Annotated in this window: 9 protein-coding genes; 8 read left to right on the forward strand and 1 reads right to left on the reverse strand. The window is 61.1% G+C overall.

Annotated features, from left to right (window positions below; genetic code table 11):
* Nucleotides 1-286: 286 nt before the first annotated feature.
* Nucleotides 287-640 carry a hypothetical protein gene (locus HU806_RS20560; protein WP_186613817.1) on the forward strand — a complete coding sequence of 118 codons (354 nt, stop codon included), beginning with the start codon at nucleotides 287-289 and terminating at the stop codon, nucleotides 638-640.
* A gap of 166 nt (nucleotides 641-806) precedes the next feature.
* Here the strand turns inward: HU806_RS20560 and HU806_RS20565 are convergent, their stop codons facing one another.
* Nucleotides 807-2960: a WG repeat-containing protein gene (locus tag HU806_RS20565; RefSeq protein WP_186613819.1), complete on the reverse strand. Its 2154-nt coding sequence runs from the start codon at nucleotides 2958-2960 to the stop codon at nucleotides 807-809.
* Nucleotides 2961-3477: 517 nt separating this feature from the next.
* Here HU806_RS20565 and HU806_RS20570 point away from each other — a divergent pair.
* The 7 genes from HU806_RS20570 (at nucleotide 3478) to HU806_RS20600 (ending at nucleotide 12195) form a co-directional block, all read left to right on the forward strand.
* On the forward strand, nucleotides 3478-5184 hold the full coding sequence (locus HU806_RS20570; RefSeq protein WP_238350209.1) for an ATP-binding cassette domain-containing protein: 1707 nt from the start codon (nucleotides 3478-3480) through the stop codon (nucleotides 5182-5184).
* Between the two features lie 170 nt (nucleotides 5185-5354).
* The gene (locus HU806_RS20575) at nucleotides 5355-6314 is read left to right on the forward strand and encodes an AAA family ATPase (protein WP_039589986.1); all 960 of its coding nucleotides are present in this window, start codon (nucleotides 5355-5357) and stop codon (nucleotides 6312-6314) included.
* A gap of 9 nt (nucleotides 6315-6323) precedes the next feature.
* On the forward strand, nucleotides 6324-7268 hold the full coding sequence (locus HU806_RS20580) for a DUF58 domain-containing protein (protein WP_186613823.1): 945 nt from the start codon (nucleotides 6324-6326) through the stop codon (nucleotides 7266-7268).
* On the forward strand, nucleotides 7265-7759 hold the full coding sequence (locus HU806_RS20585; RefSeq protein ID WP_186613825.1) for a DUF4381 domain-containing protein: 495 nt from the start codon (nucleotides 7265-7267) through the stop codon (nucleotides 7757-7759). The genes HU806_RS20580 and HU806_RS20585 overlap by 4 nt, the downstream gene beginning before the upstream one ends.
* The gene (locus HU806_RS20590) at nucleotides 7752-8831 is read left to right on the forward strand and encodes a vWA domain-containing protein (RefSeq protein ID WP_186613827.1); all 1080 of its coding nucleotides are present in this window, start codon (nucleotides 7752-7754) and stop codon (nucleotides 8829-8831) included. Before HU806_RS20585 ends, HU806_RS20590 begins: the two co-directional genes overlap by 8 nt.
* Entirely contained in the window at nucleotides 8828-10561 is a 1734-nt protein-coding gene (locus tag HU806_RS20595) for a vWA domain-containing protein (RefSeq protein WP_186613829.1), read from the forward strand. The genes HU806_RS20590 and HU806_RS20595 overlap by 4 nt, the downstream gene beginning before the upstream one ends.
* Complete coding sequence (locus HU806_RS20600; protein WP_186613831.1) at nucleotides 10558-12195, forward strand: BatD family protein; 1638 nt, start codon at nucleotides 10558-10560, stop codon at nucleotides 12193-12195. Before HU806_RS20595 ends, HU806_RS20600 begins: the two co-directional genes overlap by 4 nt.
* The last annotated feature ends 10 nt before the right edge of the window (nucleotides 12196-12205 follow it).

Genomic DNA, 12205 nt, shown 5'->3' on the forward strand with positions numbered 1-12205 from the left:
TTTTTCCATGTAATTTCACTGTGATGACCACCTGCAAAAAACACTTCGCGATGCCCTTTGCAGGTACACATCCGTTGCGCAGCTTAACGAGTGCGACAACGTGCCTGCTTGCAACGCTGCGACATATTCGGTCATCGGCTAGCTTTAATAGCGACTCAGCATCGAACAACCCTAGCAGCCTGGAGCGCAAACGGCACCCTAAGGTAGTAATCCAGCAGAAAATCCTCCGGGCTGGCAGAATTCGCTTTTTCGCCTGTGACGGCTCATCGAGCCAGGAGCCCCCCCCATGCAAATGACCACCGACCTGCTCATCGCCAACCCGTGCGACGACGAAGAGGACAATATGGCCATGCTGTGTTGCCACAGCACCCAGGGCAACATGTTCCTGATGACCCGCTACCCCGACGAAGACGAGCTGGAAATCACCCTCGACGACGAACCCTCGACGCTGGATGGCGTGAAGGTCACGCTCAGCCCGACCCTGTTGAAAATCGAAATCGCCGCGGCGGATGCCGATGCGCTCAACGGCGATGAGGTGCTGGAAATCACTCACAGCAGCGATGCCGCGGACCTGGCGGAAGTGGAACTGACGCTGCAGAACATCCTCAAGGGGACCGGCACCTATATCAGCCAACTGTGAAACCCGGGGACGAAGACGCTCCTGTGGCGAGAGAGCTTGCTCCCGCTGGGTTGCGCGGCAACCCCAAAAACAGGCACCACGAATACCGCAGATAAACCGCATCGGTCGACTTGCGACTGCTGCGCAGCCGAGCGGGAGCAAGCTCCCTCGCCACGGGGTCGGGGTGTCACTCGGATTTCCGCACCTGGTTGCCATCGGCGTCATAGACCAGGTACTCGTCATCGTTATTCGGATTCCTCACGTAGTAACGGGCCTCATTACCGTTATCCGGCACCTTCATACTGGTGTAGGGGCCCAGCTCCTTGATCACCTTGTTGTCCTGACTGATCAAGACCAGCGAGGAACCCCCACCCACCCGGATCGCCGCCGCATAACGGGTCTGGAACGCGTTGACCTGCTGGTAATCCAGCGGCACTTGTAACCTGCCCGCCAGGTCGATGGCACCGTAGCTGTCATCGCGCCCGACCACTGCCATGCCGTTGGAAAACGGTTCCACCTCGTCATACGGCAGTTTGATCGGCAACCGCGCGCCCTGGCGATTGATGAAGACGAACGTCCCGTTCTTGTTGTCCTGCAGCAGCAGCGGTTGTTGCCCGACAAAACGACCTTTGACGTTGTAGCCCTCAAGATTGATCCGCTTGCCTTGAAGGTTGAAAACGTCCTGGCGATTGCCGTCGGCAGAGCTGGTGTAAAGGAAGCCGTCGCTGTGCTCGATGCTTGAAAACCGCGCGGGCAGGACTTCCTTGCCGTCCAGGGTGTAGGCGCCGTAAAGCCCCTCCGTCGCATAGGTACGCGTGCCGAGACGGGCGATGAACAGGTTGTCGGTCAACGTGGGGTTGACGAATTTCATCGGCAATATGAAACGGTGCCCTTTGGCATCGTAGAGCCCATAAGGCCCGTTGGTTTCACGCTCCACCAGCAACAGGCCATCACGCAACTTTTCGGTGATGTGTTCGAACGGCAGGTCGACAAGCTTGTTGCTCCCGGCGGGGAAATAGGCGAACTGGCTGCGTAAAGCCTGCCCATCCGACTCGGGGTCGCTGGATTTATCCACAGTGAACACGGTGTAGGCATCGGTCATCAGACTGTCCTGCACCTGCACCCAACGCGGCCTGATCAGCCACTGTCCGGCCGGATCGACGAAACCGTAGCGCTCGGCCTCGCGATCCAGGGCGATGTAGCGCGCTTGTTCCGCCAGGACATTGTCGACCGTGGCGAATTCGACGGTGTTGGCTTCCATCGGATTGAGCACATGAATGACGATACGCTGCGGGGTAGCCTCGAAGCGGTACTCGACCTCGGTGTTTTTCAACGGCCCGGCCTGAGCGACCAGCGTTTGGGTGACGCGCTCCAGCTGTTGTTGTACTGCCTGGCCGGTCTTGAGCTGAGCAAGATCATCCTTGGTTTGCAGCAGCGCATCGTAATAAGCACGCAATGCCGCAATATCGCGTTCAGACGGGAAGGCACGGGAGTTGTTACCGTTGCTGTAGAGCGCCTTGCCCTCCTCGGTCAGCCCTTGCAACACGAAGGTCGACATCTTCGGCGTGCTCAGGCGCACTGAAGCGCTTGCGTCACCCAATGCCGTGAGCTGGAAGGACTGGCCGTCGTCCAGGGTCAAGCTCGGGTGCTCCTTGTCCAGGACCACTTTGCGGAACGCCGGATAGCTGCGGTAAGAAACCGTCAGGCCCAGACTGGCCAAGGGATTGTTGACCGAAAGCGCGAAGGCGTCATGGGACGAGATCATGTCGTCGGACTCGGCCTGCGGCGGCGCCTTCAGGTCGGCAAAGCTTTTTTCGCTGCCATCGCGAAATCGCAGGCGCTGCGGCAAGTACTGCTCGGCAGTCGGTTCATTCGGCATGGCCGCGCGCTTCCAGAGCGGATCAAGGCTGTTGGTATCCAGTCTCACTTCGGAACCGTCGGCAAACAGCCGCTGGGCAAAACGCAGGCCCTGGATCGACGCCAGCTCAGCTTTCAGTTGCGCGCTGGTGAACGGGACGAACAACGTCTCGTACTGCAACGATTGCTCCTCGGCTGGCTCGCTTGTCTCGATATTCAAGCTCAACTGCGCGTCACTGAACCGTTCCAAGGACCTGAGGGTTTCGCCGGTGTCCTGGATCAAGTAATTGAGGCGCTTCTGCACCTCGGGCAGCGCCAACGCGCCGACGTCCTCCAGGCCGCCTTCGTTCAAGTCCTCGGCGACGAAACCTTCATCGGCCGGCGCCCCGCTGTGGTGCAACAAGGTGTAGGACGCAAAGCCCACCACCAACAGGGTCACACTCAGTATCGACAGCAATCTCAAACGAGGCTGGGGAAAGATCATGGTGGGTTCGGTCGTCAAAGGGCTGGGAAGGCAGGCAGCTAAACACATGGTCTGGCGGGCTGCAAATCCGTTGAAAGGCCCGGTTCTGATAAATATCTGCCCGTAACGTCGCCGCGTGGTGGAGCTGGCCAACCGGGTCCGCGCCGGCCAATGGCAGCGGAACATCGGCGCCGAGCATTTCGGCAGCGATGTTGTTTCATCCTAAATGAGCAAACCTTTCAAACCGTTGTAATAGGTAGTCAAAAAACCAAAACCTACCAATAACTCTTTTTCCTACAGGCGCGCCCTACCGATCGCCAAGAACCGCCCTACACCATCATCGGAAGTTGCGCCCTACCCCATCCAGACGCCTACTGTTATTAATTATGCACTTGCACCGGAACACGCAAGTCAGGTGATCGCTGCGCGACACTGAATAATCAATAGAGCGGTCATTGATTTTGTTGCGCCCTGCAGACGTTACGCAGCAACTAAAACCATCTATCCACAAACACTCCCAGACGGTCGTATGCACCCTATGCAAACCTTTATCAGAACTGCCTGCAAAAAACATACGACACTTTTGACGTTAACCATTGCAACAATCATAGTACTCAAACTCACCGCTCTCGCCCCACCCTTGCTCCTAGGGACCATTGTCGACACTTTATACGGTGAAAAACAGACAACAACCAACACGTTACTCATGCTTACGGCGGGCCTTATTGTCGCCGGATGCGCTCAAGCCATTATCAGCCCACTTCAAATTCATTTCTTGTCCAAGCTGGTCCAGCAAATCATGATGGCCGCGTCTATTGAGTGGCTGACAAACCTCTTGCGCAAAGAATTTGCCCGATTCAGCTCGTGGCGAATCGGTCACTTCATAAAATCAGTTGAGCGCGGCATTACCGCTCACGAACAGTTGCTGACGTTTCTTGTCACCGTTGGATTGCCGTTGTGCCTGGAATTTTTTATCGTCGGCGGTGCGTTTTTCTACATGGGCGGTATTGAGGTTTTCGTGACCATGACTGCTCTAGGAATTTTCTATCTTATCGTCACCCACAAAATTATCAGATGGCGCAGAAAACATATTGATGCGGTCAACCAGCAGGAAGATGAACTGGGCGCCCATTTGTACAACACACTAGCTGCTGGCAAAGCGATAAAACTGGAGAATGCCGAGGCTACCGCAATACAACCGCTTAGCGCGGCCTTCAGGGGCTACGCCAACGCTGCGGTGTGTGCGGCAACCTCTGGTGGTTTTCTGAACGCCGCCAAGATCCTGTTCGTCAGCCTTTCCACGGGCGGATTATTGGGCTGGGGAGTCCTTGATCAACTGTCGAGCCAGCCCAGTATCAGTGTCGGACAACTGGTGGCGATTTTTTCCATCGCGGGCAGCTACTTACTCAATATCGCCGCGTTAACGGAGGGATACCGCGTGCTGGACCAGTTTTTTGCCGACCAGCGTCGACTTCTAAGCCTGCTTTCGCTTCCAAACTTTGATCATGGCGATCGGCAATCGACGATCGTTTTCAAGGGGCCATCGACACTGACTCTCGATCCATGCGTACTGACCGAAAACAACCAAGTTCGCCTGACGATTACACAAAAGCTGACATTCATTCAAAACCAATCAGTGGCGATCATCGGTCAGAGCGGTGCCGGCAAGTCCACCTTGATGGAAATTCTCGCCGGTCTGGATCAAGAAACGCGAAATCAGTTGAGCATCAACGCAACCCCCGTTTCGCAAATGAGCCCTCGCCTCCACTTGAGAGCATTAAGGTATTGCCCCCAACAGCCCCATTTTTTGGAAGGTCCTTTCGAACAGTCCGTATTGTTCGGCGCTGAAATGTCGCCTCGTCTCAGCCAGGCAATACGACGATTGCAGCTTGAGGAAATTGTTTCTGAACGGACTCTTTCTGAGCAGGCATCAAATATTTCTGGCGGAGAAGCCAAGCGCCTGTCGCTGCTGCGGCTGATCAACAGGCCTGGACAATTCAATTTGTTCGACGAGCCGAGTGCATCAATCGAGCCTGGGATGACCGGTTCCGTATGGGACCTACTGTTCGACACTTTCGCGGAACGCGGGTTGATTTGCGTCACGCACGATTTCGATCATCTGCTTCGTTTTGATCGGGTAATCGTCCTGCACAACGGCGCGATTGCTGGCGACGGGCGTTGGCAGGCGCTGGTCGAAAAACCGGCAATCAAATCATTGCTAAATGACATCCGGACACAGCACTAGCCCCCGCCGCCGTCGCGAGCCAGCGCCGTGCATCGAATCCAATATCGATCACAAATCCGCACACCAGACAAAATCCCGTTAGTCGCCACCCCCCGCCATGCATTAAAGTAACGCCCCCAGCCCCGGCGTTATCCAGACGCCTGGGCCACCCTTTCCAGGAACAGTCACCGATGGAACATCGTGAAGCGCTGCTGGCGCTGCGAACCTTTCTTTCAACGCAGATTCTCGGCCAGGAAAAACTCATCGAGCGCCTGCTCATCGCCCTGCTCGCCGACGGCCATATGCTGGTGGAAGGTGCGCCCGGGCTGGCCAAGACCAAGGCGATCAAGGAGTTGGCCGAGGGCATCGAAGCGCAGTTTCATCGCATCCAATTTACCCCCGACCTGCTGCCCGCGGACATCACCGGCACTGAAATCTATCGCCCGGAAACCGGCAGCTTCGTGTTCCAGCAAGGGCCGATCTTTCACAATCTGGTATTGGCGGACGAAATCAACCGGGCCCCGGCCAAGGTCCAGTCGGCCTTGCTCGAGGCAATGGCCGAGCGGCAGGTCAGCGTCGGGCGCAGCACCTATGAACTGTCGCCATTGTTCCTGGTGATGGCCACGCAGAACCCGATCGAGCAGGAAGGCACCTATCCGCTGCCCGAAGCCCAGCTCGACCGCTTCCTGATGCACGTCAAGATCGGCTTTCCGGATGCCGCGGTTGAGCGCCGTATCCTGCAACAGGCCCGGGGCGAAGCGCTCAATGGCGAAACCAAGCCTGAGCGGCGCGTGAGCCAGCAGGCGATTTTTTCGGCGCGCAAGGAAATCCTCGGGTTGTACATGGCCGACGCTGTGGAGGAATACCTGGTGCAGCTGATCATGGCGACCCGCAACCCGGCCAAGTTCGACCCGGAAATGGCCGAGTGGATCGCCTACGGCGCCAGCCCACGAGGCTCGATTGCCCTGGACCGCTGCGCCCGCGCCCACGCCTGGCTGGCCGGACGCGACTTTGTCAGCCCGGAAGACATCCAGGCCGTGCTGTTCGACGTGCTGCGCCATCGCATCATCCTGTCGTTCGAAGCCGAAGCCGCCGGCATTGACCAGGACCGGGTCGTGCAGCGGATTCTCGACGTCGTCGCAGTCGCTTGAGTATTGGCAATGAATGACCCACTGGCGCCCGTCCCGGGCATCCGCGTCAGCCTTTCGGAGCTGATCGAGATGCGCCACCGTGTGCGCGAGGTGCAATTGTTCTCCACCCCTGGCCAGCGCAGCCCGTTGATTGGCCTGCACCACTCCAAGCTGCGCGGGCGCGGGGTGGATTTTGACCAGGTGCGGGTCTATCAGGCTGGCGACGATGTGCGGACCATCGACTGGCGCGTCACCGCGCGGACCCAGGAGCCTCACACCAAGCTGTTCCACGAGGAACGCGAGCGACCGATCTTCATCATGATCGAGCAAAGCCATCGCCTGTTCTTCGGCTCCGGGCAGGTTTTCAAATCAGTGCTGGCCGCCCAGGCCGCCAGCCTGATCGGTTGGGCCGCACTGGGGCACAACGACCGGGTGGGCGGGCTGGTGTTCGGCAATAACACCCATTACGAAGTCAAGCCCCGGCGCAGCAAGCAGAGCCTGCTGCAATTGCTCAATCGCCTGGTGCGCGTCAATCAATCGCTGCACACCGAAGGTGAGTCGGACCGCGACTCGTTCGCAATCGCCTTGCGCCGAGCCCGGGAGGTGCTGCGCCCCGGCAGCCTGGTGATCGTGATTTGCGACGAACGCGCCCTGTCCGACAGTGCCGAGCAGCAATTGAGCCTGCTATCGCGCCATTGCGACCTGTTGCTGCTGCCGTTGTCCGACCCGCTGGACCACGCCCTGCCCGCCGCCGGGCTGCTTCGGTTTGCCCAACGCGGCGAGCAACTGGAGCTCGATACGCTGAATGTCGAACTGCGCCAGACCTATCGCGCCCAGGCCGAGGCGCGGCTGGAGCGCTGGGAGTTGCTGGCGCAGAAGTTGCGAATCCTGTTGCTGCCGTTGAGCACCCAAGGCGACATGGTCGAACAACTGCGCGAGTACCTGAACCCCAAGCGGCCAGGGAAAACCCGATGAGCAGCCTTGATCAACTGCAGCCGCTCATGGCCCCGCCCCCAATTGGCTTCTGGCCGCCCGCGCCAGGCTGGTGGTTGCTGCTGGTGCTGATGCCACTGCTGGGCCTGGGCCTGTGGCAGTTGCGCCGGTTCATTCCCGCCAGGCGCAGCGATTCACGCACCGAGCAACCGCTGGACCCGGTACGCCTCGCGGCGCTGGCCGAACTCGCCCTGTTGCCCAAACCCTACGACGGCGCACCAGCCGGGGCCTGGCTGCAGCAACTCAATGCATTGCTCAAGCGCCTGTGTCGCAACCACTATCCCTACAGCCAGAGCCACACCCTCAATGGACGCAAATGGCTGGCCTTCCTCGATAACCGCTGCCCGGCCGCCGGCCTGACTCGCTGGATGATCCTGGTGGAAGGCGCCTACAAGCCTGAATGCAAGCTCGATGACAAAGCCATCGCCGGCCTGACCCAGGCGGTCGAGATCTGGATTCGCAAGCATGTTTGAATTCGCCTGGCCGTGGGTCTTCGCCCTGTTGCCATTGCCTTGGCTGATGCGCCTGGTGCTGCCGGCGGCGGACAGCGGTGAGCCGGCCCTCAAGGTCAGCTTCCTGGAGGACCTCGAAGGCTTGGTTGGGCGCCGGGCCCGGGCCAACCTGCCCACCTGGCGCCAGCAGGCACCCTTCATCCTGCTGTGGCTCCTGCTGCTGATCGCCGCCGCCCGCCCGCAATGGCTGGGCGACCCTCTGCCGATTGCCGCCAGCGGCCGCGACCTCTTGGTAGCGGTGGACGTGTCAGGGTCGATGGATTTTCCCGACATGCAATGGAAGGACGAGGAAGTCAGTCGCCTGGCGCTGGTCCAGCACATGCTCGGGGATTTTCTCGAAAACCGCGAAGGCGACCGGGTCGGCCTGATCCTGTTCGGCAGCCAGGCTTATCTGCAAGCGCCGTTGACCTTTGACCGTCACACCGTGCGCCGCTGGCTCGATGAGGCGCACGTAGGCATCGCCGGCAAGAACACCGCCATCGGCGATGCCATTGGCCTGGCACTCAAACGCCTGCGCCAACGTCCGGCCCACAGCCGCGTGCTGATCCTGGTCACCGATGGCGCCAACAACGGTGGCGAAATCGATCCGCTGACTGCCGCGCGACTGGCCGCCGATGAAAGCGTGAAAATCTACACCATCGGCGTGGGCGCCGATCCGGAGCAAACGGGCACGGCCGGCTTCCTGGGCGTCAACCCGAGCCTGGATCTCGACGAAGCGACACTCAGGGACATCGCCCAAGTCACCGGCGGTCAATATTTTCGAGCCCAGGATGGTGAGCAGTTACTGGCGATCAAGACCACTCTCGACCAACTCGAACCGGTGGCGCAGCAACCGACCCAGGCGCGCCCGTCCCTGGCGCTCTATCAGTGGCCGCTCGCCGTTGCGCTGCTGTTGAGTATGTTGCTGGTGGCCAGGGAACGCTGGCCGGACAACCCGTTGCAGCGACTGTTCACCCAGCCGCTGTTTCAGCCATCGCAATCCTCTGAATGGCGCAAGCGGCTCAAGCGCCTGCGACTGCGGAGGCGCCGATGATCGCGCTCTGGCCGCATTGGCTGCGCCCCGGTTTCATTCTGCTGCTGCCTCTGTTGGGTTGGCTGCTCTGGCAACTGTGGCACCGGCAGAAACGCGTGGGTCGCTGGCAGATGATCCTGCCCCCGGCGTTCCATGCGGTGCTGCTCAGCGGCGGCAGCGGCCGTGAAAGCCGACTGCCCTGGATTGCCCTCGGCCTGGGCTGGCTGCTGATGGTGCTGGCCTTGCTCGGCCCAAGCTGGACGCGGGTCGAACAGACCAGCCAGAAACCCGCCGATCCGCTGGTTGTGATCTTGGAACTGAGCCCGGAAATGCTCGCCACCGACGTCCCGCCCACGCGCCTGGAACAGGCCCGGCGCAAAGTGCTGGACGTGCTGCAAAATCGCAGTGACTCGCAGACCGCGATCATCGTTTACGCCGGCAGCGCCCACACCCTTGTGCCGCTGTCCGACGACCTGGCCACCAGCACCAACCTGCTCGAGGCCCTGGCGCCGTCGATCATGCCGCAAAACGGCCACCGCGCCGACTTGGCCGTCACCAAAGCCATGGCCTTGCTCGATCAGGCCGGGCTCGGTCATGGCCGGATCCTGCTGATAGGATCGTCGCTGAACGAGCAGGAACGCCTAGGCATCCGGCAGGTTTTGGACGGTTCCGCGACGCGCTTGCTGATGCTCGGCATCGGTACCCGCGAAGGCGCGCCGGTGGCCCAGGACGATGGCAGTTACCTCAAGGACGCACAGGGCGCCATCCTGGTCCCGCGCCTCGACAGCCCGAGCCTCAAATCCTTCATCAATGAACTGGACGGCCGCTACCGGCCGGCACGCCTGGATGACGGCGACCTGCGCGGCCTAGGGCTGCTGGACGGCCCACGCCGTCTGCGCAGCGATGGGCAGAAACTGCGCCTGGATACCTGGGCGGACCAAGGCTATTGGCTGCTTCTGCCGCTGTTATTGCTGGCCGCTTGCGCCGGGCGGCGTGGTTGGCTGTTCTGCCTGCCGCTGCTGTTCGCCTTTCCGCAAACCGGCCATGCCTTCGAATTCCAGGACTTGTGGTTGCGCGCCGATCAACAGGGACAGCATTTGCTCAAGCAAAAACGCCCCGCCGAGGCGGCCGCCCATTTCGAGGACAGCCAATGGCAAGGGGTTGCCTTGTACGAAGCCGGTGCGTACAGCGAAGCCGCCCGACGGTTTGCCGAAGGCAACGATGCCCGGGCTCATTACAATCGCGGCAACGCCCTCGCCAGGAGCGGCGAGCTGGAAGCCGCCATCGACGCCTATGAACAAGCCTTGGAGCTGCAACCGGACCTGCGCCCGGCGCAGACCAACAAAGCCCTGGTGGAAAGTTTGTTGAAAGAGCAGGCACCGCCACCGGATACGCCCAAGCCTGCCGAACGCGAGGAACCGCCCCCCGCCGAGCAACCGCCGGATACCCATGCTTCAGCGCAGTCTTCAGAGCCGGGCCAGCCGTCCCCCGACGCCAGCGCGACGCCCGACGAATCCCAGGCATCCCAGGCACCGCCGCCCGGCGCCCAGGAGGTTCCCGGCAGCGAGTTGCCGGACGAGCAGACCACCACCCCGCCACTGCGTCCGGCCGCGGGTCAGCGCAATGAAGAAGAACAGCGCCAGGCACTGGAACAATGGCTGCGCCAGATCCCGGATAACCCGGGCGAACTGCTCAGGCGAAAATTCTGGTATGAACAGCAAAGCCACCAGGCCCAGGAAAAAAATCAATGAGCCGCTGCACCGTCTATCTCCTTCTATTGCTGCTTTGGGCTGCCGGGACCCAAGCCGCACAGCTCACCGCCAGCGTGGACCGCAGCCGCCTGAATTCGGGGGAGACCGTTGAGCTGACGCTCGAATCCAACGACGCCACGCTGTTCGGTAAACCCGACCTGAGCCCGCTGCAAGGACTGTTCGATGTGCGAGGCACCCGCCAGGTCAACCAGTTGACCACCCTGGACGGCGAGAATCGCGCCACCACCCGCTGGATCGTGACCCTACTCCCGCGCCAGAGCGGCACCGTGGTGATACCGGCCCTGCAATTGGGCGAAACGAGCAGCCAGCCGATCACGTTGCAGGTGATTGAAAGCGAAACCCGTAACGCCTCCGGTACCCTCGCGCCCGTCTTTATCGAGGCCAACCTCGACCAGGCCCAGGTGTATGTGCAGGCCCAGGCGATCCTTACGCTGCGCATCTACCATTCGGTGTCGCTGTACGACGACAGCAGCCTGACACCGCTGCACATTCCTGACGCACGCACCGAGCAACTGGGCGAATCGCGCACTTACGAAAAGGTCATCAACGACGTTCGCCACGGCGTGATCGAACTGCGTTATGGCATATATCCGCAGCGCAGCGGCGAACTGACGATCCCGATCCAGACCTTCAGCGCCACGCTGGTCGAGCCAACCGCCCAGGGCACGGCAACGCCGGGCGCCAAACCTGGCCAGTTGATGCGCGTCAACTCCACGCCATTGCCATTGACCGTCATGCCCAAGCCCGCCAGCTACCCGGCCGATCTGCCGTGGCTGCCGGCCCGCAGCCTGTCCTTGAGCGAAAGCTGGAGCCCGGAACCGACCCACAGCCAGGTCGGCGACTCACTGACCCGCAGCCTGACGCTGGAGGCCGAAGGCTTGACCAGCGCCCAGCTGCCTCCGTTGCCCGCGACTGAGATCAACGGCCTGCGACGTTATCCCGACCAGCCGGTGCTGAGCAGCCGCAGCAGCGAACGCGGCCTTGTGGGCAGTCGTGAAGATCGCGAGGCGCTGGTGCCCAACCGCAGCGGTACCATCGAGCTGCCACCGGTGGAAGTGGTCTGGTGGAATACCCTGGAAGATCACCTGGACCACACCAGCCTGCCCGCGCGAACCCTGCAAGTGGCGAACAATCCGAGCCTGATGGTGGATACACCGGCGGGCCCCGCCCAAATCGTCACGACCGTGGACAGCGAGACGCTGTGGTATTGGCAACTGAGCACGCTGGTCCTGACCTGTACCACACTGCTCGGTTTCGGCCTGTGGTGGCGAGCCCGCTGGCAACCGGCAATCCTGCGCTCGGCCCAGGCCGGACCGAGCCCACGCACCCTGCTGGACGACCTCAAGCGTGCCTGCCTGGCCAACGACCCCCACGCCACCCGCCAGGCGCTGGACGCCTGGGCCCGCCAACAACCGGAAACCCTGGCCGACATGGCGGCGCGTTTCGTGCCGCTGTCCGACGCCCTCGACGGCTTGAACGGCGCCCTCTACAGCGAAACCGGCCAGCACTGGCAAGGCGAAGACCTGTGGCGTGCGATTCGGACCATCCCGCCCCTTGAGGGCGCACAAGATTCGACCAGCGATTCGAGCCTGCCGCCGCTGTATCCGAAGTGATTTTGATAAA

This window comes from Pseudomonas sp. SWRI154, from assembly GCF_014268645.1.
Taxonomy (GTDB): domain Bacteria; phylum Pseudomonadota; class Gammaproteobacteria; order Pseudomonadales; family Pseudomonadaceae; genus Aquipseudomonas; species Aquipseudomonas marvdashtae.

Coding starts and splice junctions, on each gene's coding strand:
- HU806_RS20560 (WP_186613817.1), top strand. CDS start 287: ATGCAAATGACCACCGACCTGCTCATCGCCAACCCGTGCGACGACGAA.
- HU806_RS20565 (WP_186613819.1), bottom strand. CDS start 2,960: ATGATCTTTCCCCAGCCTCGTTTGAGATTGCTGTCGATACTGAGTGTG.
- HU806_RS20570 (WP_238350209.1), top strand. CDS start 3,478: ATGCAAACCTTTATCAGAACTGCCTGCAAAAAACATACGACACTTTTG.
- HU806_RS20575 (WP_039589986.1), top strand. CDS start 5,355: ATGGAACATCGTGAAGCGCTGCTGGCGCTGCGAACCTTTCTTTCAACG.
- HU806_RS20580 (WP_186613823.1), top strand. CDS start 6,324: ATGAATGACCCACTGGCGCCCGTCCCGGGCATCCGCGTCAGCCTTTCG.
- HU806_RS20585 (WP_186613825.1), top strand. CDS start 7,265: ATGAGCAGCCTTGATCAACTGCAGCCGCTCATGGCCCCGCCCCCAATT.
- HU806_RS20590 (WP_186613827.1), top strand. CDS start 7,752: ATGTTTGAATTCGCCTGGCCGTGGGTCTTCGCCCTGTTGCCATTGCCT.
- HU806_RS20595 (WP_186613829.1), top strand. CDS start 8,828: ATGATCGCGCTCTGGCCGCATTGGCTGCGCCCCGGTTTCATTCTGCTG.
- HU806_RS20600 (WP_186613831.1), top strand. CDS start 10,558: ATGAGCCGCTGCACCGTCTATCTCCTTCTATTGCTGCTTTGGGCTGCC.